This is a genomic window from Paenibacillus tritici, assembly GCF_018207515.1.
In the GTDB taxonomy this organism is placed as follows: domain Bacteria; phylum Bacillota; class Bacilli; order Paenibacillales; family Paenibacillaceae; genus Paenibacillus_AQ; species Paenibacillus_AQ tritici.
The window spans coordinates 863,462-887,095 of sequence record NZ_CP073365.1 but is presented as its reverse complement, the minus strand read 5'-3'; the positions used below and the strand labels follow the sequence as shown (position 1 = coordinate 887,095).

Sequence of the window (23,634 nt, the reverse complement as noted above, 5' to 3'; positions counted from 1 at the left end):
GGAAGGAGGAATACTCATGAAACGTACCTTATGGGGCTTATGTCTGCTTACCATGGCTGTCGTATTATCTGCTTGTGGAAACAATGCGGAGAGCCGGACCGCTTCTTCGGCGCCGGTCCGGGCCGTGAAGACCACTACCATCGCCGATAAGGATCTGCACAATCTGTACCTGGCGGGCGGCTGCTTCTGGGGGGTGGAGGCCTATATGTCCCGCATTCAGGGAGTTCAGGATGTCACCTCGGGTTATGCCAACGGGGAAGGCGAGAATCCAACCTATGAAGATGTCATTAGCGGGGACCGCGGGTTCGCCGAGACCGTTCATGTGAAGTATGATCCGAAGCAAGTGACGCTGCAGCAGTTACTGGATTCTTATTTCAAAGTAGTTGACCCTACCAGCCTCAATAAGCAAGGCAATGACAGAGGTGTTCAATACCGGACAGGAATCTACTATTCGTCCCCGGAGGATGCAGCCATCATTCAGCAGGCTGTAGATCAGGAGCAGGCGAACTATGATAAGCCGATTGTAACCGAAGTGCTGCCTCTGAAGAATTATTATCTGGCGGAGGAGTACCATCAGGATTATCTGGAGAAGAATCCGAACGGATACTGCCACATTGACTTAAGTATTCTGGATGAGCAAGCGGTGGTAATTGATCCCGCCCAATATCCGCGGCCCTCCGATGAAGAATTGAAGAAACAATTAACGGATGAACAGTATGCGGTCGCGGTCAACAATGATACCGAACGTGCCTTCAGCAACGAATACTGGGATAATTACGAACCAGGCCTGTATGTGGATGTCACAACCGGTCAGCCCCTATTCACCAGCCGGGACAAATACGATTCCGGTTGCGGATGGCCCAGCTTCACGAAGCCCGTTACCCCGGAGGTGGTAACCTACGATACGGACACCAGCTTCGGCATGGAACGCACCGAGGTCCGCAGCCAATCCGGCGACATCCACCTGGGTCATGTGTTCGATGACGGCCCCGAAGACCGCGGCGGCAAGCGCTACTGCATCAACAGCGCCTCCATCCGCTTCATCCCGCAGGACCAGATGGAAGCCGAGCATTACGGGTATTTGCTGGGATTGGTGGAGTAGAATAAGTGGAACCGTTCATTACCAGGATCGCCCTCCATTCGCTCATGAGAGCTGTGGGGGGCGATTGTTGTTGAAGCCGCCGAAATATAGCTCTACCGCTTCCGGAGAATAACCGTCATTCCCCTGCCACTCCGCCATAGAGTTATAATCTGAACTCCCGCCTCTGCGCTTCCGGGGTGTGTCCCGCGGTATCAGCAATCCGGCATAGCCCCAAATCTCCAGGATTACATCCCGTTCATTCTTACTGGAAGGAACCACGCCCTTCCACCGCTTCTCCAGCAGCCGTGCACCATCATATTCCCCACAACCCCGGACCGCTTCCAGCATCCCGGAGAGTATAGCAGCATCCTCGGCGGTAACCTCGAACTCTTCCTCTGTACTGAATAATTCTAGGTCCAGCCAGCAATATAAAAGCCAGTTGAGACGAATCCCGCCCCACTTGACCCGTTCGAAATTCAGCACATTCAGATCCTGATTGATATATTCCCGGTCAGACATTAATCTGTGAAAGTTACAATCCCCGCAGCTGCTGTAATTGGGCCGGACAGCACTCCGCTCCTCATAGGTATGTACAGGTACACCGGAAGTCAGGGCCCAGCTGGAAAGGGCGCTCCGCAAATGGACCTTCTTCGTCGAGAGACTGTGCAGGAACGCAGCAGCTACCCGCTCCCTGGTGATCGTCTGATGCAGCTCCTGCAGCCGCTGGATAATCTTGTCGTGGGTAATCGTCACAGGATCGAACATCAGGCCTTTGCTTTTGGCATAGTCGAAATCCTCACCGGTGAAGGCAGCAGGACTACTCTTCCAGCCGGCTGAGGTCCAGAAGGTGTTCATCAGGATTTTCTTTGCTTTGTTGTCCATGGGATTACCTCCTTGGGTTCGGCATTATTAGCTCTACTATAGCTTAGTTCTATAGCGTTGCACAAAAGAATAGACCGCCAGGAAGCGGTCTACTTATGGGTACCGATGAGTGAGCTTAACCGCTCCAGCAGATCGCCGCCGCCCGTAACCGAGATGGAACCGATCCGGTCGCATATCTTCTCCAGGAATTCCAGCTCCTTCAGACGGAACAGCGTCTGATTCTCATCCATCAGCTTCGCCGTATTCAGCAGGCTGCGCGTCGAAGCTGTCTCTTCCCGGCGGGTAAGCAGGTTCGCCTGCGCCTTCTTCTCGGCGAGCAGGACGGTGTTCAGAATGTCCTTCATTTCCCCCGGCAGAATCACATCCTTCACCCCCGCCCCAAGGAAACGTACCCCGAACTCTCCCTCCTTCTCCTGGATACGGGACAAAATGAAGGTGGCAACATCCTCTTTTCGTTTCAGGAGATCGTCCAATTTCAGCGTCCCGACATACTCCCGGAGCAGGAGCTGAAGCTGGATGTGGATCTGCTCGTCGAACCCCTTCATCTCCAGAACGCGGTGCGGACTGACGATGGTGTACTGGCATACGAAGTTCAGACGCAGCGAGACCTTATCTTCTGTCATCATCTCCTGGCCCACCAGATCCATCTGCTGTTGTCTCAGATCGACCGTCTTCGTCAGCACCGAGACTGGTCCCTTCCAGAAATAATACTTACCCGGCGTGAGCTCCCGCTGGAGCGTATGATCATAGAACAGGAAGCCCTGCTCGTAGCTCGCAATCTCGTAGCACTGCACATATGGAGTAAGCTTCGATATAATCGAGCGGTCAATCCCGGCAGGCAGCTCCGGCTGCCTGATATCCGTATGGACGAAGGTGTGCTTCCGCAGGAGGTTCCAATAAGCATACACACCCGGCTTCAGCACCTGCTTGAATTGGCCATCCTCATAGTGCAGAACAATCTCATGATCCTGTACGCGTACGACATCGAGCTCCTGCAGGAGTTCATTCTCCTGTAAGAACAGCTCCAGGTCTTTGCCCTCGACACTAAACGGCCTGCCAATGTTCAATACTACTACCGTATGCTGCGACCATGAGAAGTAACGGTAGGTTCCCGGCAGTAGCCGCTTCACATAACTTCCCTTATGAAAGAGCAGACCGCGCTGGTCCGCTTGAATTGTGATTTGTTTCAACATCATATGTATTACCCCCTTCATGTTTGGCCAATGGATGACAGAATCCCGCTGTGGACCGGGCGGAATCACATTTGAGACAGGCGGTCTGCCGGGAGGTCCGGGAGGACTTCTAGGGGTCCGAGGCTAACCCAACCTTCGGCCAGCCTTCATTCCCTTCTGTCCTTGCCACTGTCCTCCCCTGCTGCCGCACTATCGGTATCCACGGATTGCAAAGCCCTTCCGCAGTGCGCTAGACTAGCCGCCAGAGATTCTGTCCATTGGTTTCCTTACTCCAATTGTGCTTCAATTGTGGCTCGATGGAAATCGAGTACTGTAACCAACGTCGCTGTGAAGGCGATCGGGGAATCGAACCCCAAAAGTGACTCTTATCGAAACGGACCGTACAGGATACCGTAACATACATGCCGGCACTGCGGGATCACCTGAGATCCCCGCCTCGTTACGCCCGTCCGGATAAGAACCGGATGTAGGATGAACGCGCTTGGCGTTACCTTACAGGCTCTATCATCGCTGATATCCAGCGGGGCGAACATGGCGGAAGTATTACGATGGGAGAATAAATTTCCAGAGGGGGATTGTAGGAGGCACAGGAAAAAGCCCAAAGGCAGGTGGGGGCCTGCTTTTGAGCTTTTTTAGAAGAGTCCTGTTGGTAAGTTCACACTTTTCCATTCGTGATCCCTGATGTTCATGTTCGGCATGTTCATTATCGCACTGCTTAATTCCCCCAAAAAGAAATAGACCGCCCTGCCCAAGGGATACGGTCTATTCTTTGACGGTCTACCTTTTGAAGCCACCGCTCTTAAAAGCGGCTATTGCTCCGAGAGTCGTGTGTCCAGCACGGCTCTCTTTTTTATTATACTTTCTCCTGCCTATTGCACCGCTCTCTTAGAATCTCTCATTAGTCCGAGCCCACTCTTCCGGCGGGCTCCATTGGTCGAGTCTGAGCTGTTCGTATATTCAAAATTTTCCATCCGTGGTATAATCGCAGAAGCAATAGAAAGGCTTATATGGGCGGTCGGCTAATCTCCCGGAAGGGAGGTGAAGCCTGTGGAGGTATACCAAGCATTGACGCTAATGATTTCGTTCGCGACTCTGGTTGTGTTGATTCTCTCTTTCCACAAAAAGAAATAGACCGCCCTAGTCAAGGGAAGCGGTCTATTTCTTAACTGCTATTCCGAAAGCCACCGCCCTTAAAAGCGGCTATTGCTCCGAGAGTCGTGTATCCAGCACGGCTCTCTTTGTATTCTACGTTTTTTCTGCCTTTACTATACCACAAATCATATCATAAAGTAAAAAAATCTCAGTTCTGTTACAGAAAAATGCCCAAGCAATCGAAAAGAAGTAACTTACTCCAGTCCCGCAAAATTGTACTGCCTCCATAGGGCATTCTGCCGGTCGGACTCTTCCTCATATGCAGTATGTAAACATTCATGAAAGTATACTAAAATAGTATTATCAATGCAGAATCCATATCTTTCTCATTAAGCTGCATAACCGGAGGGAACTGACTAATGAAAAAACATATCCATGTTGTTGGTGCTGTGATCATTGAAGATGAAAAAATACTTTGTGCACAGCGGGGAGCCAGCAAAGCATTGGCCTATATGTGGGAATTCCCAGGCGGGAAAATTGAGGACGGCGAAACACCACAGTCTGCACTAAAACGAGAGATTGATGAAGAAATGAACTGCACAATCGAAATTGGTGAAGCGATCGAGACCACTGTGTACGAATATGACTTTGGTTTTGTTCATCTCACTACTTTTTATTGCAATCTATTAAAAGGTACACCAACCTTAACTGAACATGTTGCGATACAATGGTTACCTGCTAATGAATTGATGTCTTTAGAATGGGCACCTGCCGATATTCCTGCTGTAAAAAAAATTCAAGAAGCACTGGGGAAATGAAATGGACAATCCCCTTCTACATTTAAACAGTTCATTAAGTTGGGCATTTATTGACCATCAACAGGATTCGCCAGATAAATATAAGCCAAAACTGTTAGTCAATAATAAGGACACTAATGATTATGTTCTTACGCCTTTGTTAGAGGAACTGGACCGTTGTTCCTCTTTCATTATTTCTGTTGCCTTTATTACGGAGAGTGGCTTAGCCACCCTTAAGTCGCACTTAGCTGATCTGAAATCAAGAGGGATTAGTGGTAAAATCCTAACCTCCAATTATCTAAACTTTAACAAACCAAAAATATATAGAGAGTTGTTAAAAATAACGAATGTAGAAGTTCGCTTGACCGATTTAAGTGGTTTTCATGCTAAAGGTTACGTTTTTCAACATGAAGATCATTCAACAATCATTATGGGAAGCTCTAATCTGACTGCCGCTGCATTAAAAGCCAACTATGAATGGAATGTGAAATTAACCTCATTTAAACATGGGGGCCTTCTTGGACAGTTCCATAGTGAGTTTGAAAAAGTATGGCTTAATGCTGTTCCACTTACCGATAGATGGATCGAATTATATCAAATCCTTTATGAAGAGGTTCAAAAGGTTACTCGTAATGATCGACTAGCAGCGCCCTTAACTCCTGAAATGTTTCCTCAAACTGCATCTGCTTTAGTCTCACCTAATAAAATGCAGGAGAACGCTCTACAAAATCTAAAAGAGTTGCGCTCAACTGGAGCAGTAAAAGGACTTATTATTTCAGCTACTGGGACAGGAAAAACCTATCTCTCTGCATTTGACGTGAAGAACTTTGCTCCAAGTAGAATGCTATTTGTAGTACACCGAGAACAAATTTTGCATAAAGCTTTGGCCGATTATCAGCGAATTCTAGACGGTACGGACAGTGATTTTGGTATTTTATCTGGAAACAGTAAAGAAACAGAGGCCAAGTACCTCTTTGCTACAATTCAAACCATCTCTCAGGACTCCTCATTAAGTAATTTTAATGCTGAGGCGTTTGATTATATTTTGATTGACGAGGTTCATAAAGCCGGAGCACGTTCCTACCTTAAAGTTATCGAATATTTCAAACCTAAGTTCCTACTGGGCATGACAGCAACTCCAGAACGCACTGATGAATTTAATATATATGAACTATTCGACTACAACATTGCTTACGAAATCCGCCTTCAAGAAGCTTTGGAAGAAGATATGTTGTGTCCATTTCACTATTTTGGCGTTACTGACTTTGAATACAATGGCCAAATCGTTGATGATACCACTCTATTCTCCCAGTTAGTCACAGTTGAAAGAGTATCTTATTTAATTGAAAAGATTGAATATTACGGTTACTCAGGGGAAGCCATAAAGGGCTTAATCTTTTGTAGTCGCAGAGAAGAAGCTATCGAGTTGTCTAACATTCTAAATATGAAAGGTTATCGTACAGTAGCTTTGACTGGGAGTGATAGTCAAGAAACACGGGAGCGCTGTGTAACTGATCTTGAATCAGGTAACCTAGACTATATTCTAACTGTAGATATTTTTAATGAAGGAATCGATATCCCTTGTATTAACCAAGTTGTAATGCTTCGTCAAACTCAGTCCAGTATAGTGTTTGTTCAGCAGCTTGGACGTGGCTTACGTAAGTATCCTAATAAAGAGTTCGTCACGATTATCGACTTTATTGGTAACTATAAAAATAATTATCTGATTCCTGTAGCCCTGTCTGGAGACAAGACTCAAAACAAGGATAATATTCGTCGTCACATGAAGGACACCAGTTATATTAAGGGCATCTCAACAATTAACTTCGAAGAAATTGCCCTCCAACAAATTTATCGCTCGATTAGTAATAGCAATCTAACAGCACTTAAGATTCTTAAAGAATCTTACTCTCAACTTAAAAACCGCCTTAATCGAATACCCAAACTAATGGATTTCATTGAAGCAAACTCAATTGATCCGTTTATATTCACTGATGAGCATTCAAGCTATTATCACTTTCTACAAAAGATTAAAGAAAATATTCCCATCTTATCAGAGCACGAGAAAAGTTATATAGCGATGCTATCGGAAGAGATTCTAAATGAAAAACGCAGGCATGAAATTATATTAATAAACTTACTTCTCTCTGGAGATAGTGTTACTTCGACCGAGTATATGAATGCACTTATGGAGGATGGCTGCCTAACCGATTCCGCAACGTTGGATTCTGTCTTACGTGTTCTAAATTTATCTTTTTTCACTGAAGCCACAAGAAAAAAGTATGGAGAAATAGCTGTAGTGCAATTCGATCCGTCTCAAAATTATGTGTTCCATCCAACATTGGCTTATTCGCTAAAGAATAACACGTACTTTAGAGAAATGGTGATTGATATTATTCAGACTGCTTTTCATAAAAATGAACAGTACAGTCCTGGCGAATCTTTAACTTTATACAAGAAGTATTCCAGAAAAGATGCTTGTAAACTTTTGAATTGGAATAATGACGAGGGCTCAACGATATATGGCTATAAAACAAAGCATCAAACTTGCCCTATCTTTGTAACCTATCACAAAAATGAAAAAATAGAAGCAAGTACGAAATATAAAGAAAACTTTATCAATACAGAGGTTTTAATGTGGTCAACAAAAAATAAACGAAAACTTGAATCTAAGGAGGTTAAAACGATTCTTGAGGCAGATCGTCTAGAAATCGACCTTCATGTTTTCGTGAAAAAGGATGATGCAGATGGAACAGAATTCTACTACTTAGGTAAAGCACATCCCGATCAAAAAACTGCTGTACAGGCATCTATGTTGGACAAAAATAATAAGTCTATATCCGTTGTGCATATGAATCTGCTATTAGAGAATGCTGTGGAGAGTAAGTTGTACGGGTATTTGACTAAATCTTAGAATGTATCAATAACTAAGGATGTGGATACACCACATCCTTAGTTATCTAAAAACCCCAAACTTATAACGGCCAATATATCTTCCTTAACGGTATTAACGTCCGTGTCTCTGAATCAAATTGATCATAATATTGCGTTACTAACTCCGCTAGTAGATCCAAGTCTATTAACGATAAAGGGATATTTGATCGTTCTGCTTCATATTTGGCTTCTTTGGTAAATCCACCAGTAGATACATAAATCCCCCGATCCCCTACTCTTAGTCCTCCGGTAAAACTACGTATGTGACTAGATCCCATACTGCCTGAACGGTGCTTTACTTCCACTATAATCCTTGGTTCTTCAAGCCCTAGTCCATCTGGAGATGCAAAAATATCTCTTCCTCGATCCGGCCCTTTAGGTGAGATTCGCGTCTTGTACCCCATTCCTCGGAGTACGCCTGCTACGAGCTCCTGCATTTGCTCCCAGTCTAACTTAGCAATCTTATCTTTGATAAATTCATTCGACTTCTCAATGACGTCTTCCTTGATCAGCGCTAATTCTTCAGCTTCTTCCTCCGTCTCAGCTTGCACCGACTCTATGGGTTGATTTGGTTGATCACCTTCTGTCTGTCCGGCTACCATTTGCTTGAGCAATTCCTTCTGAACATCATTCGGGATAGATATAATAGTCATTATGGAACCAAGTGTATTCCGAGTACTGGCCGTCAAAACATCTCTAAATACAGTTCCCTCCCAATCTATTCTGCGAATATGGGGCATATCCGTAACATGATTTGGCTTAAATTCATAATTTGACTTGATTCTTCCTATGTAGTAGAGGCGCTCTTCAGGATTATATGTGATTACTTGGTCGTCTAATTTGAATTCACTTACAAAACGATAAATCTGGCCAGCAGTAATATTGATCTTACCATCTTTATATTCAGGATACGTCACCTTCAAAAGCTTCTTCATCTCTTGTAAAGTTTTCACTGCATTAATGTTACCTAATTCTTCCCAACCAATTGCCACAGCTCGTTTTCCTATAAATTCGTCAATAAGGTATGCTCTTTCCCCTGCTCGTACAAGCCACATATTCCCCATAGTTAACACCCCTCTATAAAAGTAATGATTTCAATAATTCTTGATCCCTTTAATTCTCTGTACATGAAGCATTCGAATCTCGGTATCAGTGATATTAGCCTGAACTAACTGATCGTATATCGTTTGGGCCTGCGCCACAGAAATAGAAGGTACATGGGTTCCCGTCTTCAAACTAATCAGCTTCCTAGAGATAAACTCACTTAGTTCCACATCATAGACAACCAGTTCGTCTGAATGAATCTTCCGAAGCTCCGGATCAATACTGAACCGACATCTCATTGTGAATGAGATCATGGAGACAAACTTTACTGCCGCTACACTTTTCATCAGACTCTCGATGGCCTTGATATGTCCGTAGTTTTGCTTCAGCGGATTATACATCTTATAACGATTGCTCACTGACCATTGCTGATCCGTCCGCCCACCTTTAATTTCCCCATTGTAGTTTTTCGTCTCGATGACAAATACGCAATACGGGGAAATAACAACATGATCAATCTGAGCGTAGCCTGTTCTAGACTTGGGATTAGGGAGCATTAGATCGCTTAGCGCTTTGCACTCCTTAGGTAGCTGGTCAAGCTGAATATTGATTTTGTGCTCGCCTAACTCTCCAATTCGTGTGGAAGCAACTTTTGGTTTGGGCTTTGGAGTTTGTATTTTCTTTACAGCCTGTGCCGGCTTAGCGTCAGACTTTTTGAAGAGAGACAACAGTGCTTTCAACATAGCAAAACCTCGTATCCTTTTGATTTACAATATGTATGATAATTCGACAATATGGGAAGGATTCCCTTCCAATAAAACACATAAGAAAAAAGACTGTCGAATGGACAGCCTTTAGCCTTTACATAAAGTTAACGTTTTGCCCTGGCTTCCGTCTTAATCTGAGAGAACAGAAGGCGCAGCAAATGCATTAGCAAGCTGCATTCCATCCTTAAGCCCTTGTAGATATAGACGTTCATAAATAACAGAGTGCTTCAAAGAAAGCTTATCCTCCCAATGCTCAAACTCTGGCTTGTGAGCAATGTCCATCGACTCAAATAACGCTTGAAAAGCTTTGCTCTCTTCTTCAAAAGGATGTCTAGACTCAGACTGATGTTCGATCTGTGCAGTGACCTCATTCAATCGACTTTGTATCGTCTTTATAAACCATGCCGGAAAGTTCACCTCATCCCCTCCAAGACAGAATTTCAAATTAAGTGGAAGTGTATGTCTACTTTTTTCTTGATACATTTGATTAATGATTTCGTCCACCTTACGACTCTGGGCCTGGACCGCTTCATTGCTGCTTAGCGGAATCCCTTGCTCTAATGATTTATTTCCGAGTTCATTCAATTTTCGCTTCTCCTCCTCATAATTATGCATAAGATGTTGCATCGCACCCTCTCCTTCCTGGGAAAGCTATGTCTGTAGACGATGTACAGAAATTTTAATGCGTTTATCGGTTTATTTTATTTTAATTCGATATTCGCATTAAAACAACACTTACCTCGCATACAATTTGGTTAAATTGTGAGGTGACACGGAAATGAGACATCGCAAAGAGCCCCCAGGTGACAAAAACATCATCGGGACCCGAGTTGTAGCTATTCGAAAAGCTAAACGAATGAAGCAAAAGGATTTCCTCGCGAGGTTGCAAACCTTGGGCTTAGACATCAGCCCGACCAGTTTATCACGATTGGAAGGTCAATATAGACTTGTGCAGGATTATGAGGTGGTTGCAATAGCGAAGGCGTTGGAGGTTTCTGTTGGGGAGTTGTTGGGGGAGAGTGGATAAGTAAAGAATAAAGCCCTATTAATAAGCCTATGTCATTTAACAAACACAGGGTTTTATTCAGCAGAAAAGGCGAAGTTCGTCTGAGATCCTCTCCTAACGACAAGTAAGTACATAATACAAGGATGATACATTCATAATTGATGATACATTCATAATTAATGTAGTAAAATAAATTCTACATATCATTCTAGGAAAGGGATTTAACTTTTCAGGCAAAAATAAAGACGCTTTGATTGCATGTACTTAGCGTCTTTTCTTTTAAAGTTATATTTATGTATTCATTAAACAATTTAAAGTAACCCTCTCATTTTCTGGAACTCAACCTACAAAAGTCAATATATTTTTCTTAAAGGATTTAGTATCCGTGTCTCTGAATCAAATTGATCATAATTTTGTTACTAATTCCGTCAAAATATCAAGATCAATTAATGACAAAGGGATATAGACCGCTTAGCTTCATATATAGCTTCTTTTGAAAAGCCACCTGTAGATACATAATGCTACGTGACCTTCAAGAGTCTCTTCATATCTTGTAATGTGCTTACTTTACCCAATTACCTAGTTAGGGCCAGCAATTGCAAACGCTCGCTTATCTTTAAACCCATCAATAAGATATTCCCTTTCCCCTGCGGAACCAGTCACATATTCCTCATTGTAAACACCTCTTCTATAATTGCTTATGCACTATGATTTTTTTCATCTTTGAACGAAGAATATACGTCCAACATAAGTAATTCCATAAAGTTGTGTCTGAACTTATCATCTTTTAGAATCCTGCCGTAGAATTCCTGGTTTTTGTCATATTCTTGAATCACACCATCTAGGAATCTGGGCTCGAAGGCATGCTTGAAGACATCATAAGAGTTGACCTGGGCTTTTAATTCCAATTCCTTATCCCCACGCAGATTGGATCTAATCTGTGCAACAGCCAGTTTTTCAGATTCTGAAAAGTCTGTTCCATATTTTTTATTCAAATTGTCAATAATGACACTTAAGTAGTCCGTAGCTTCTTCAGCAATTTGACTGTTACCACCAAATCTAATATCTACACCTTCATTGTCTCCATCAAGTTGAATGGCACCTTCTGTTTTCTTCTCCAACTTATAATATTGGAGCAGCACTTTATCGGTAAGATCCACCCCCCCTGTATCCTCAACTTCAATTTTCCTAATGAGGTAACGCAAGTAAATACTTAATCTATGAAGATCCGAATCTACAATAGGTACTACTTGGATGATTAGCATATAGAGATTGATGAATTTACCAATAAGACTCTTAAATTCAATTGTCTCTTCCTTTGTAAACCCAACCATTCGATTAACGGATTGATTAATACTATTGTTCATCACGCTTATGTCCACTTTGGATTGCTGTTCTTTATAAAATAGATCCGTAAATACAATTACATCTTCTCTGTTAATGACCTGTTTATCATAGATCGATCTTTCTACCCTGTAGATTTCATTTGGTTCAATATCATTATTAAGGACAGTTACCTTATAGAAAGGTAAGAATGCCTCCCTAATCTCTTCAGGTTCATTGACAAAATCCAAGACGAAGGTGCTCTCTTTGCCAGCACAATATCTGTTTAATCTAGATAGCGTCTGAACGGCCTTCACCCCTGAGAGTTTTTTATCTACATACATCGTATGAAGCTTGGGCTGATCGAAACCCGTCTGATACTTATTCGCTACGATTAGAATCCTTGATTCCTCTTTATCAAATTCCTTTGGTAGTCCTGCTTCACTAACGCCGCCATTCATCTTTGTTTCTCGGTATTCATCCCCCTCCTCTTTCACTGATCCTGAGAAAGCAACCAGTGTTTTTAAATCACTATATCCATGAAGTCTGATGTACTCATCAAAAGCAAGCTTATATCTAACCGCATGTAATCTTGAAGAGGTTACGAGCATGGCTTTAGCTTCCCCACCGATTTTTTTCATAGTCGAGCTTCGGAAATGTTCAATAATGATTTCTGTCTTCTGCGAAATATTATGTGGATGTAAGCTAACATACCTGGCTATTGATTTAGTTGCCTTACTTTTACTGAAGGATGGATCATCCTCTATCTTCTTATTAACATTGTAGAACATCTTATAGGTCATATAGTTTTGTAATACATCAAATATGAACTTCTCTTCAATCGCTTGCCGCATACTATACACATGGAACGGATAATACTTCCCCTCTTCACCTTCACTTCCAAACAATTTCAAAGTGGTCGGCTTCGGAGTGGCTGTGAACGCAAAGAAACTAATATGATCCCGATCTGCAAACTTCTCCAATTCTCGGTTGATCTTGTCTTCTGCATCCAATTCCTCTGCTTCATCCTTACCCGCTAGAGCTGCAGCTTCCTCTAAGGATAACGACTCTTGTAAAGCCATAATGCTCTTACCGGAAGTCGATGAATGAGCCTCATCTATGAGGATAGCGTATTTCTTACCTTTAGTACCTTCTAGCTTCTTTAGAACATATGGGAAGGTCTGAATAGTAGTAATAATGATCTTTGTACCTTTTTCGAGTTCATCTGCAAGTTGACTGGAACCATCCTTTATTTTAGCGACCAGACCTACCTTATGCTCTAATTGATAGATGGAATCCTGTAACTGCTGATTTAAAATAACCCTATCCGTTACTACGATAACTCCATTAAATATAATATGGTTGTCTGCATCATGCAGCGAAGCTAATCTGTGAGTGATCCAGGTAATGGAGTTGGTTTTTCCCGATCCGGCTGAATGCTGGATCAAATATTTCTCACCTGAGCCCTTGTATTTGGCATGATTCAGAACCTTCCGTACAACATCCAGTTGATGATACCTGGGGAAGATCACTGTTTCCTTAATACTGGTATATCCCTTATCAAGGGTGACTTCTTTACTATCTATGAAGGTGAATTTATGAATGATCTCCAATATGGAATCCTTCTCAAGGATTTCCTCCCAAATATAATAGGTACTGAGCTTCCCTTCAACGAGTGGATTTCCGCCACTATCCCCAACACCTTTATTAAATGGAAGAAAGTAGGTACTATCTCCATTTATTCGAGTGGTCATATAAGCAACATCCGTATCCATAGCGAAATTGACAATACTTCTTTCCTTAAATCGGAACAATGATTCCAAGTGACTTCGATCTTCTTTATATTGCTTAATAGCATTCTTATAGGTCTGACCTGTAAATGCATTCTTCAATTCCATCGTTATGACGGGAATACCATTCAGAAAGATTACTAAATCAATCCTTTTATTTCCTGTATAGTTCAACTCTTCGGTCACGGATAGAATGTTCTGTTGATATAAAATAACCTGATCAGGATTCAACTCAGTTGGTGGTTTAAAATACGCAAGATTGATTTTAACTCCGTAGTCCTTAATGCCGTGTTTTAATACATCAATAGACCCTCTTGCTCTGAGTTCTTTATCAAGGTTGTCCAGAACTTTATTCTTGAAGTTTGATTTATAGATTTCTTTCAACTTATTTATCTGTTTTTCTTGTGTGGTCTCTAAGAAGGAGAATAGGCAATCTGTATCAATAGCTAGATTCTGATCATAGCCACTATTGAAGGACTCAATGTACGCATTGTCATGAACGAGATAGTCCTTGATTAAGGTCTGAAATGAACGTTCTCTCAATGAATCTGGTGTGATTGAAGTAATCATGACTACTCTCCTTCCTCAACAATCTCCCAATCTCTTAAGTCGATTTTGCCCGTTACTGCTTCGGAGATTAGGGATCGCTTGGCTTGTTTTAGTTTTTGGATTTGGATTTTATTTTTTAGAATTATGTTATTGAAGTCATTTAATTGTGCTCTTAAATACTCCAAAGCAATTCCACGTTCATCATCCGATTTAGGATGAGTAAATAACAAATTTTTTATCTGTTCAAAGTTCAAACCTTCTCTAGAAGTACCTGTTTGAAGAGACATTATTTGATCTTGCAAAAAATGACTTTGCAGTAAATACAGATAAAATTCTTTGTTTTCAATTTCTTTTCTAAGTCTAATAATACATACATGTTGATTAACATTAGCACTAAAATCCATATTAATAAATATTGAACTTCTGCCTATCGATGCACCTGTTATATTTAATAAAAGATCTTGGTCAATAACTCTACTATTACTCATTTCTCTATCAGTTCTCTTATCAATTTTCACAATATCCCCAAGTTCGATACCGTTGTTGTGCACATTCTGACTTCTTAAAAAAATTATTCCATCATCAACATACGACTCTGCTCCACCTTTAGGGGTTTTCCCACTTCCGACTTTAGTAGTAAAATACTTAACTTTCTTTATTTCCCAATCCCTCGGTATCATTCCTAACCATTCAACTCTACTGTACTTCATTTCCTCTGGCTGCCTTTTCACCATCACACCATCGACGATTTTCACTTTCCCAGTAACAACTTCGGAAATGAGGCTCTTTTTAGCTTCTTCTAATTTCTTAATTAGTTGCTTTTTTTTTGAGATGATGGTGTTGAATTGTGCTGTTTTAACGTCAAGAAAATTGGATGTTTTTTGTTGTTCTCTCATTCTTGGTATTAATGTTTTAAAATCGGTAATATAGCTAGTAGGTAACCGCTTCAGACCCGCAACTCCAGTCATGTGGACTGACCCATATTTCATAAAATGAGATTCTTGCAATCTATAGTATACAAATCGTATGTCATATCCATACTTAACTCTAAATACATTTATCTCTGTCGTGCCAAATGCAATATTGTTTACTAAATCTGATGCTATTGCAATGTCACCATTTTCAAAGCATGGGGTTACTTTCGCCATTACAATATCACCATTTTTAAAATATGTGTAGCCATCATATACTTCACTTATTCTTTTCACATCATCTATTTCAATAGTTCCATTATGAATTTTGTTCATTGGGACAAAGCTACACTCTTGATTTTTATTTTTAATTTCTGATTTAACAGGGTTAACTAACATCATATATTTTAACTTAGTAACTCCCCACTCATGCGGCACTTTCTCCAGCCATTCAATGCCACTATTCCTCATCTCTTCCTCTGCTCTATACTTAATTTCACCCATTACCCAAGCACCTTCTTGATCTCAACCTGAATCTCTTTCTCAAGCTCTTGAATTTCGGCCATTATATCTACAAATGGTCTTAATTCTTCATATTTATAGAAGTATTTTGTGAAAGGAATTTCATATCCAATCTTCGTCTTGGTGTGGTCAATCCAAAACTCTTTCACATAGGGCTTAACTTCTTTATCTACATAATCAAGTATGTTCTGATTTTCCTTCTTAATATGCTTCTCATTGTCGAATTCGTAATTATCAACATCTATAGACAGCGGAATGCTTTCTGTGTCTCGTAGGCTGGGATCTGCTTCTTTCTTCTTGCCAATATAACAGTAATCAGCCGTTTCATCCCGTTCCGATAACCCCATCAATACTGCTTTAAATAGCGTGTTGTTTAGCTTTAAGTCGTGCAGAATATCTTGGAGAACTTTTATAAACTCATCCCTGTTTTTATATATTTGATTGTTGCACTGTGGCTTCAATGTATTTAAAATACTATCTTGCAGTTCTTTGCCCTTATATTGTTTCTCAAGCTCAGTCAATTCTGTCTTCTTAATCTTCAAAGTTGTCTTTTTCAACTCTAAATCTTCAACCTTGTCCTGATCATATAGGTTAGAGAAGGCAGATTCGGAATATAGATTCTCAATTCTTTCTTCTGAAATCCGGAAGTTGAGCCGCAAAGGTCTCTCAATGGTTACTTTCAGATATCCAAATTCTTTATTATCGAAGATTTTACAATATTCATTTTCCTTAAAGTTACCATAAATTTTAACGATCTCATCGATATCAGATTTACTGATTTCATTCCTTTTGGAACCTAATGATTTTCTCATCTTGTGAGAAAAACCATTTGCATCGACAAGCTGTATTTTCCCTGTTCTAATAGGTCCACGCAAAATGTCGTCATTCTTACGGTTGGTAACAATCCATATATAAGTAGCTATCCCTGTGTTGTAAAACAAGTCGTTAGGTAGAGCGATAATCCCTTCTAATAGATCATTTTCAATTAACCATCTCCTAATCTCGGATTCACCTGAACCCGCATCCCCTGTAAAAAGTGGAGACCCGTTGAAAATAATTGCCATACGCGATCCTTTTTGATCCTCTTGCATTTTTGATACCATATGCTGAAGAAATAACAAAGATCCATCTGAGGTTCTAGGGGTTCCCGCACCGAAACGGCCCTTAAAGCCCTGTTCCTTAACTTCTTTGTCGATCTGATCTTTATCCTTCTTCCAATCAACACCAAAGGGAGGATTCATGAGAGCAAATCTAACCTTTTCATTACGGTGTCCATCTGCTGTGAATGAATTGCCAAGAACAATATTCTTTTCCTTTTGCCCTTTAATAAGAATATCCGACTTGCAAATAGCATAAGATTGGGGATTAATTTCTTGACCGAAAACTTCGATCTGGGCATTCGGATTCATTTCATGGATATAATCGGTTGCTACGGACAGCATTCCTCCTGTACCACATGCGAAATCTCCTACTGTGAATATGGTTCCTTCCTGAGTTAACTCCTGCTCAAGTCCATTAAAAAGAATATTGGTCATCAATACTATAACCTCTCGCGGTGTATAGTGATCCCCTGCTTCGGCATTTTCTGAGAATCGTCTAATTAATTCTTCAAAGATATAACCCATCTCTTGATTCGTTACTGAATTAGGATGAAGATCGATTTGAGCAAATTCTTTGATTACCAAGAACAGCATGTTGTTATCATCTAACTTCTTTATTTCCTTATCAAAATCGAAGTTCTCCATGATCTCTCTTATATTCATTGAGAAGTTCCGAATGTAGCTTTCGAAATTCGCTCTAATATTGTCTGGATCATTCAATAGATTATTAAAGTCGAATTTAGATCTATTAGAGAAACCGTGACCAGTCATCCTATTAAGAATCATTTCAATATCTGTAGTTTTCGCCTTCTCTATTACCTCAGGTTTAGTATCTTCAAGCAGGCTATCAAACCTTCTGAGCACCGCTAAAGGCAAGATTACATCCCCATACTTCTCAGGTTTATAAGGCCCTCTTAAGAGTTCGGCTATTTTCCATATGAAACTTACCTTATCGTTAAAATTATTCATATATTTATTATGTCTCCTCTGTCATTTAGCTCGTTGTCTTAGATCTACCCGCATCACCAATGCCAAATCATTTTCAGTAATCATTCTAACATTCTATAACTCTCAGACTTCCGCTCAAAATAACTAGTCAGCCGATACTCACATATATCTCGCGTCCACTCATACAGTATTTCCCGGTCATTCTCCCGCACGTTGAACAACAGTTTAAACTGCCCCTTATTGTAGGAGACAACCCTATTGGAGCTGCTGCCCCAGGTGCTCATAGGCATCCTTGCAATTAGCCGTGCAGTTTTGTCCAGTGGTTCTTCCCACAGTTTACGAGTCTCATCATCTGAGAAGTCAATGCTTTTCTTATCCGGGTCATTCATATAATAGGCATAGAAAAAGGATGCAGCCTCTTCGGCCGTAATCGGCTTCATCCAACCATCCGATCCGCGCTCCAGCATGATGAGTAGCACAACCATTTTATAGCTTTTTCGCATGATGGTCGATTCTGCTTCCAGTAGCCATTGTTCATATCGCTGAGCCACTGCGGCTTTCTGCTTGTCCAATTCTTTGGCTTTCAACAGAAACAAGTGGTAGGAGCCGAACAGTTGACGAAACTCCTTACTGTCACAAGTCCCCTGCTGATGCATCTCCAAGTATGTTGGACGTCTGCCCAGTTTCTTTTTCAGAGCTCTATAAGCAATAACTAGATTGGCCTTGCGGTTACCGGAACCAATCAATTTCTTCTCATTTTGAATGGACTGTTCCATCTGCTTAACCAACTTGGCAACTGTCTTCGTACCAGCACCGCTAACATTCTCTGTAATTTCTGAAAGCTCATGCGGTAGATTAGAAATTGCTGTCCAACCTTGTTCATCGCGCATACTTCGAAGTAATGCGTCACAACCAATAATTTGTAGTCCATCCAGCGAAAAGTCAGACATTGATACTGGAAAACGAATTTCCCGTTGCTGATATGTCCGAACGATATCTTCAATGTACATAGACGCTACATCTTGCCGTTCTCCTAAAACTGCTTCTGTTTTTTCCTGTACGTTAGGATTAACCTCATTCCTTGGCTGATCCAGCTCAATTATTATTTGAGCAGACGAATCGGGAATTTCCTCCGTTAGATCATTTATCGATAGATCACCGATAACTGATTTAAGCATTATTTCAAGATCATCGAGAATTCGTACCTTATCTTGCTCCTGATTTTCCTGTACGTTTAAATAGCGCTCAGTGGAGGGCTCTTTCCCGGTCAAGAACCAAGCTGGTTGGCGTTTGGTTGATTGGCTTCCGTTTCTGGCGAATTTGAAATAAAGACCCTGATCTTTCAACGAAAAAAGTTCGTCTTTGAGCTCCCATCCGCCGATTACCCACAAAGCTCCATTGTTTGGTCGTTTGTCAATAGTTAAAAGCCCACGACCAACCAGATAGTTGCCGATTTCCAACTTCTCGCTTGAATCGGAAGATTCAATTAACTCTATTGCATTCTTTGATGTGGCTATACCTGTCGTAGTGGCACCTAAATTTCCCTCCTCCACTGACACTGGTTGCTGCCGCGTCCACTCATCCAAACTACCTGCCACCTTGGAGATGCTGTCATGCAAAAACTTGAACTGCTCCGTCAATGTGGGCAGTAGCTTCGTCTCAATCTGCTCATTCAATAGCTGCCCCAAATGTTCACTTACAAGCTCATTTGTAACAAGATTGGAACTACTTTTTGAAGGCTTAAAGGGCATCTGATAGGCTGGCGTCTCAATCTCCAAGGGTCCATAGGACTCTACATACCACGAAGCCAACGCAAAGATATGTCTGTGAGCTGTAATTGCGAGCTCAATGGGAATTGATTTGACATCGTGGGAGGCCTGATTTCCACTCAATCGTAGCCATTCAAAACTGGTTTTGATCTCTTCAGGCAAAATCCCTTCCCGAGACAATTTATGTATTCGTTCATGATATTTTAAGGCGAATACATTTTCCAGATTCTCTTGCTTGGATACGATAGAGGCCAGCTCTTCACTGAATAGCCTGCCTTGCGTTAGTGTAGCACGTGGATTACTCCAAACCGCTTCTTCCGCTTCAACAGCTAAAACAGAGAGCCCACTATGGGCCTCTTCCAAAAAAGAAAATAATGACACCATAACTTGGTTGATCGCCTCCTGTATAAAATAGAAAAACGTGTAACAGTGGTCGCCATCTCACGCAGCTCCAAAGATACACGCAATATAATCAGCGCACACAAATCGTCACTCTCTTCTGCGGAATTAGTCATTTTCTATACTTCTATAGTACTATTATACAGAAGATATTTATATCCATTTATGCGAATTATATCGAATCTTTGGCTTTTTATATTATCCATACTCCTTCCGACTCAATCTAAAAACTAGCAATTGATATTTTCACCAGTAAGACGAATAAACTGGTTTAAAATACCAACCTCCTGACATGAAGATTAAGTATGAAATAGTGTCAGTGTTAATTTGATTTAATTCGATTGTACTGTTCTTAGACTGTCGCAATGAAGGCCTTCCAGTTAATGAAGATTATGTAGCCCCGAATTCTTCCTATCTTCAAATCCGAGAAAACCCTAAACTCGACTTTAACAGAAAAACGAAGATAACCCCCACTACCCCAAGCAACATAATCTCCCAACGATCAACCACCCGATAAAACAAATCCGGCGGCGAAAGATAAACTCCATTCTGATACAGTACGTCATCAATATATCGTGCAAATATATCCGTCCCCCGTTCCAGGGTCCATTGCTGCTGACGCACCGCGGCACGAAAAGGCTTGTTTGCACCAATCGCTGTATCCAATACTGCCTCTAAGCTTTCACATAAATAATACTCTTCGCTCCATGCAGAGCTTGCATCCTCTATCGTCTTGAACTGACGAACCTACCGCCACCCCTTCTCATAAGTAGGATAGCTGGTATAGCCATATCCTAACTCATAGAATGAGGAGCCTTGTGTTTATTCCGGAATGGCCACAATCATCGTCCCCTTGGGGATTTCTAAGGCAACGGCCGTTTCGCCGGATGGAATCTATGTATAATACTGCAAGAATACAGGGGTTTCTATACGCGTTAACAAATAAGCAGGCTCTGCAAAAATGCTGGGAAAATAGGACTATACGCTTTCAGGTTCATTTGCTCCAGAGGATTCCCTTGTTGATAGAGACTGGCCGTTGCCGCGGAAGAGGAGTCCTTACGTAACTGATGGTTGTGATACAATGACATATTCTTTACTCAACCCCATCCTCAGGCTCCCCCACCTCAAACCCCAATACCTTGGTCGCCTCAGATTTAAACCTTCCGATCCAAGAATCCCAATCGCTCTGATCCATCTGCGCATAAAATGATAATCCGCTTAGCTCAACGGATGCCTGAATATAAACATCATCTTCTTCTTGCCCATACCAGTGTGGAATCCCGTCTATGTACCCCATCCAACCGGGCATACGCTCATATAACTTAGCAACTTTATTCCATACTTCATCGGGTAGATAATACCATATGTTCAGATTGCAATTATGAGAGTGTATTGCCTCCATTTGCCTTCCCCCTTAGCCTCTAACCTTCAATCAAGCATCCCTCACATCGTACCATATGTTCGAATCCCCCCGACCAACAGAAATACCCTCTCCATGAAGAGAGGGTACAAGTCGCTTAATTCCAGACTTTCTAAATAACTCAGCTACTTGTTCACCAGTTAAGCTTCATGATGCCGCCAAATAATTCTAATTACCTAATAGATATTAGCAATTCTTCAATTCCCCATTGATTCTTGAAAATGTTTGAAGCAATGATGCTTATGCTAACCTTTAGTTCGCTTGATTGGAGAGAGGATTTTCCTGTAGAAAAAAGATCGAAGCTTGACCTTTTCATCCGTCTGGTTCTATGGGTTCTCCATCAGATGAACGCATATGACAATTCGTTTTTGTTATTGATATAATCAAGGCAGGGGGAGGTGCAACGGTGGATCAACATAGGCAAGTGGAAACGAACAACTTGGACAACATGCTCTTACAGCCTGGAACTGAGGAGCATATCCTCTCTACAAGAATGTCGCTCCCGGAAAGACAATTTGTCAAATCTCACGTGCTGCTTCTCATTGTAAGCGGCAAGGGAGAGCTTGAATATAACGGACAGACTTATCCAATGGAGCGGGGCCACGCTTATCTATTGGCTCCCGGGATGTTGATGGAATTACGAACATCCGCGAATAATCCACTGAATTATTACAGAATCAGCTTCGATTTGTGGAATCCGGTCATGAGGGCGGGGGGTGTCAAGGATAACGAGGCCCTGTTCTGTCAAGCAAGATTCGCTGATGAGTTGTATGGCAAGCTACAGGTCCAGCAGAGCGCGGAGGTGCTCGGACGGACTGAGGAGCTGTGCAAGATTGGCGTCTCCGGCAAGGGAGTTGACTCTTATTCCGGCGAACAGTCGCTTCCAACTCCACACAGGTCTAGCTTCTCCTTTCGGCGTCAGATGCTGCTCTTCGACTTGCTGAACCAGCTGTTTCTGTCACAACCTGCCGATACAGCTGAGAATATATCGCGGCTCGAGCGAACAATGGATTATATGCATACCCACTACCCTGAGCTCATTACACGTGAGAAACTCGCCGAATTGGCCGATATGAGTGTCTGGCATTACGCCCACTTGTTCAAGGCAAGGACTAGATACAGTCCTATGGAATATTTGAACGGAATCAGGATGAATCAGGCCAAGGAACGATTGCTCACTGGCGGGGGAAAAGTTCGCGACGTTGCTCGCCAGGTTGGGTTTGCCGACGAATTTTATTTCAGCCGCAAATTCAAAAAAACGGTCGGACTTTCCCCCACGAACTATATCAAGCAAAAGCTAGAGAAAATAGCGGCTATCAGCTTTCCTTATACGGGTCATCTGCTTGCCTTGGGTATAACTCCTTATGTGGGGCTTGTCGACAAACGCCGGGATTTGCACAGATTAGATTACGTGGAACATATTCCGTATCAGTTGTCGCGTTCCAAGACCATGAGCTTTGAGAAGTGGAGAACAAATCTGGATGTGCTTGCTGAAGCTCGTCCTGAGATCATCATCTGCAGTGAATATGAAGATGCCATCTCCCAGGGCTGTATCCGCCAATTGGCTACCACCGTAGTCATTGCGTGGAACCGGCTGGACTGGCGCAGTCATTTTCGCCAAGTAGCGCTGGTGGTTGGCAAGATGAGGGAGGCGGAGCTGTGGTTGGCCGCTTATGAGGCAAAAGCGGAGCGGGCCGGCGCGCTGCTCCGATCGGGACTCGGAGAGCATACAGTGTCTGTGCTGCACATTATGCTTGGCGAGCTGCTTGTCTATGGCTGCCGGAATGCCGGAGCCGTGCTATTCGAGGACCTTGGCTTGAACCCTGCATATGATGTGCACGACATTCAGACCTATCGCAATATCGGCATCGAGGACCTTGCTTCGTATACGGGCGACCGGTTGCTGCTGATCGTCGATGGGGACCCCGCTTCCATGCACACCTGGGAGACCCTTCGCGAATTAGAACAGTGGACCGGGCTGGTGGCTGTTAGAGAAGGACATGTCTACGAACAGCACGAGATGCCTTGGCTCGACTATTCCCCGCTCGCTCACAACATGATTATTGATCGGGTCGTTACGTTGTTCGGCGGCACAGGAGGCTGAACG

The 23,634-nt window shown here is 42.3% G+C and carries 17 protein-coding genes and 1 pseudogene; 7 read left to right on the top strand and 11 right to left on the bottom strand.

The features are described 5' to 3' along the window. The first annotated feature begins 16 nt into the window (after positions 1-16). Complete coding sequence (gene msrB / locus KDC22_RS03780; protein WP_211722123.1) at positions 17-1,102, top strand: peptide-methionine (R)-S-oxide reductase MsrB; 1,086 nt, start codon at positions 17-19, stop codon at positions 1,100-1,102. 42 nt (positions 1,103-1,144) lie between these two features. Here the strand turns inward: msrB and KDC22_RS03775 are convergent, their stop codons facing one another. Both KDC22_RS03775 and KDC22_RS03770 read right to left on the bottom strand, forming a co-directional pair. Further along, positions 1,145-1,963 carry a hypothetical protein gene (locus tag KDC22_RS03775; protein ID WP_211722122.1) on the bottom strand — a complete coding sequence of 273 codons (819 nt, stop codon included), beginning with the start codon at positions 1,961-1,963 and terminating at the stop codon, positions 1,145-1,147. An 89-nt stretch (positions 1,964-2,052) separates the two neighbouring features. Then, positions 2,053-3,156, bottom strand: a complete 1,104-nt coding sequence (locus tag KDC22_RS03770; RefSeq protein WP_211723878.1) for a slipin family protein — start codon at positions 3,154-3,156, stop codon at positions 2,053-2,055. Between the two features lie 675 nt (positions 3,157-3,831). On the opposite strand from KDC22_RS03770, the pseudogene KDC22_RS33950 reads away from it, so the two are divergent. The 4 genes and pseudogenes from KDC22_RS33950 to KDC22_RS03760 form a co-directional block, all read left to right on the top strand. After that, a pseudogene (locus tag KDC22_RS33950) lies at positions 3,832-3,894 on the top strand (putative holin-like toxin); the annotation flags it as partial. Positions 3,895-4,194: 300 nt separating this feature from the next. Next, the gene (locus KDC22_RS33945) at positions 4,195-4,287 is read left to right on the top strand and encodes a putative holin-like toxin (protein WP_372238078.1); all 93 of its coding nucleotides are present in this window, start codon (positions 4,195-4,197) and stop codon (positions 4,285-4,287) included. A gap of 380 nt (positions 4,288-4,667) precedes the next feature. Then, positions 4,668-5,066 carry a (deoxy)nucleoside triphosphate pyrophosphohydrolase gene (locus KDC22_RS03765; RefSeq protein ID WP_211722121.1) on the top strand — a complete coding sequence of 133 codons (399 nt, stop codon included), beginning with the start codon at positions 4,668-4,670 and terminating at the stop codon, positions 5,064-5,066. A gap of 1 nt (position 5,067) precedes the next feature. Then, positions 5,068-7,959 (top strand): DEAD/DEAH box helicase, encoded by a 2,892-nt coding sequence (locus KDC22_RS03760; RefSeq protein WP_211722120.1) that lies wholly within the window; start codon positions 5,068-5,070, stop codon positions 7,957-7,959. A gap of 61 nt (positions 7,960-8,020) precedes the next feature. Here KDC22_RS03760 and KDC22_RS03755 read toward each other — a convergent pair whose 3' ends face one another. From KDC22_RS03755 to KDC22_RS03745, 3 genes are all read right to left on the bottom strand, one after another. After that, positions 8,021-9,043 (bottom strand): restriction endonuclease, encoded by a 1,023-nt coding sequence (locus tag KDC22_RS03755; protein ID WP_211722119.1) that lies wholly within the window; start codon positions 9,041-9,043, stop codon positions 8,021-8,023. 30 nt (positions 9,044-9,073) lie between these two features. Beyond that, positions 9,074-9,766, bottom strand: a complete 693-nt coding sequence (locus KDC22_RS03750; protein WP_211722118.1) for a nuclease-related domain-containing protein — start codon at positions 9,764-9,766, stop codon at positions 9,074-9,076. A gap of 153 nt (positions 9,767-9,919) precedes the next feature. Next, a complete protein-coding gene (locus KDC22_RS03745; protein ID WP_211722117.1) occupies positions 9,920-10,417 on the bottom strand; it encodes a hypothetical protein in 498 nt (165 codons plus the stop codon). 151 nt (positions 10,418-10,568) lie between these two features. Here KDC22_RS03745 and KDC22_RS03740 point away from each other — a divergent pair, with 151 nt between their 5' ends. Then, a complete protein-coding gene (locus KDC22_RS03740) occupies positions 10,569-10,817 on the top strand; it encodes a helix-turn-helix domain-containing protein (protein ID WP_211722116.1) in 249 nt (82 codons plus the stop codon). A gap of 677 nt (positions 10,818-11,494) precedes the next feature. Here the strand turns inward: KDC22_RS03740 and KDC22_RS03735 are convergent. From KDC22_RS03735 to KDC22_RS03710, 6 genes are all read right to left on the bottom strand, one after another. Continuing rightward, positions 11,495-14,479: a type I restriction endonuclease subunit R gene (locus KDC22_RS03735; RefSeq protein WP_211722115.1), complete on the bottom strand. Its 2,985-nt coding sequence runs from the start codon at positions 14,477-14,479 to the stop codon at positions 11,495-11,497. Between the two features lie 2 nt (positions 14,480-14,481). Then, a complete protein-coding gene (locus tag KDC22_RS03730; RefSeq protein ID WP_211722114.1) occupies positions 14,482-15,873 on the bottom strand; it encodes a restriction endonuclease subunit S in 1,392 nt (463 codons plus the stop codon). Beyond that, positions 15,873-17,960: a type I restriction-modification system subunit M gene (locus KDC22_RS03725; protein ID WP_211722113.1), complete on the bottom strand. Its 2,088-nt coding sequence runs from the start codon at positions 17,958-17,960 to the stop codon at positions 15,873-15,875. Before KDC22_RS03725 ends, KDC22_RS03730 begins: the two co-directional genes overlap by 1 nt. Before the next feature lie 80 nt (positions 17,961-18,040). Then, on the bottom strand, positions 18,041-20,092 hold the full coding sequence (locus tag KDC22_RS03720; protein WP_211722112.1) for a DUF4145 domain-containing protein: 2,052 nt from the start codon (positions 20,090-20,092) through the stop codon (positions 18,041-18,043). Between the two features lie 432 nt (positions 20,093-20,524). Continuing rightward, positions 20,525-20,773, bottom strand: a complete 249-nt coding sequence (locus KDC22_RS03715) for a hypothetical protein (RefSeq protein ID WP_211722111.1) — start codon at positions 20,771-20,773, stop codon at positions 20,525-20,527. A gap of 427 nt (positions 20,774-21,200) precedes the next feature. After that, on the bottom strand, positions 21,201-21,509 hold the full coding sequence (locus KDC22_RS03710) for a hypothetical protein (RefSeq protein ID WP_211722110.1): 309 nt from the start codon (positions 21,507-21,509) through the stop codon (positions 21,201-21,203). Between the two features lie 424 nt (positions 21,510-21,933). On the opposite strand from KDC22_RS03710, the gene KDC22_RS03705 reads away from it, so the two are divergent. Further along, positions 21,934-23,631 (top strand): AraC family transcriptional regulator, encoded by a 1,698-nt coding sequence (locus tag KDC22_RS03705; protein ID WP_211722109.1) that lies wholly within the window; start codon positions 21,934-21,936, stop codon positions 23,629-23,631. Positions 23,632-23,634: the final 3 nt, after the last annotated feature.

Bases quoted from the DNA above. Each gene is read 5' to 3' on its own strand.
- KDC22_RS03730 (WP_211722114.1), bottom strand. From the start codon at position 15,873: ATGGGTGAAATTAAGTATAGAGCAGAGGAAGAGATGAGGAATAGTGGC.
- KDC22_RS03770 (WP_211723878.1), bottom strand. From the start codon at position 3,156: ATGTTGAAACAAATCACAATTCAAGCGGACCAGCGCGGTCTGCTCTTT.
- KDC22_RS03725 (WP_211722113.1), bottom strand. From the start codon at position 17,960: ATGAATAATTTTAACGATAAGGTAAGTTTCATATGGAAAATAGCCGAA.
- KDC22_RS03750 (WP_211722118.1), bottom strand. From the start codon at position 9,766: ATGTTGAAAGCACTGTTGTCTCTCTTCAAAAAGTCTGACGCTAAGCCG.
- KDC22_RS03720 (WP_211722112.1), bottom strand. From the start codon at position 20,092: ATGGTGTCATTATTTTCTTTTTTGGAAGAGGCCCATAGTGGGCTCTCT.
- KDC22_RS03765 (WP_211722121.1), top strand. From the start codon at position 4,668: ATGAAAAAACATATCCATGTTGTTGGTGCTGTGATCATTGAAGATGAA.
- KDC22_RS03760 (WP_211722120.1), top strand. From the start codon at position 5,068: ATGGACAATCCCCTTCTACATTTAAACAGTTCATTAAGTTGGGCATTT.
- KDC22_RS03740 (WP_211722116.1), top strand. From the start codon at position 10,569: ATGAGACATCGCAAAGAGCCCCCAGGTGACAAAAACATCATCGGGACC.
- KDC22_RS03775 (WP_211722122.1), bottom strand. From the start codon at position 1,963: ATGGACAACAAAGCAAAGAAAATCCTGATGAACACCTTCTGGACCTCA.
- KDC22_RS03710 (WP_211722110.1), bottom strand. From the start codon at position 21,509: ATGGAGGCAATACACTCTCATAATTGCAATCTGAACATATGGTATTAT.
- KDC22_RS03745 (WP_211722117.1), bottom strand. From the start codon at position 10,417: ATGCAACATCTTATGCATAATTATGAGGAGGAGAAGCGAAAATTGAAT.
- KDC22_RS03755 (WP_211722119.1), bottom strand. From the start codon at position 9,043: ATGGGGAATATGTGGCTTGTACGAGCAGGGGAAAGAGCATACCTTATT.
- msrB (WP_211722123.1), top strand. From the start codon at position 17: ATGAAACGTACCTTATGGGGCTTATGTCTGCTTACCATGGCTGTCGTA.
- KDC22_RS03735 (WP_211722115.1), bottom strand. From the start codon at position 14,479: ATGATTACTTCAATCACACCAGATTCATTGAGAGAACGTTCATTTCAG.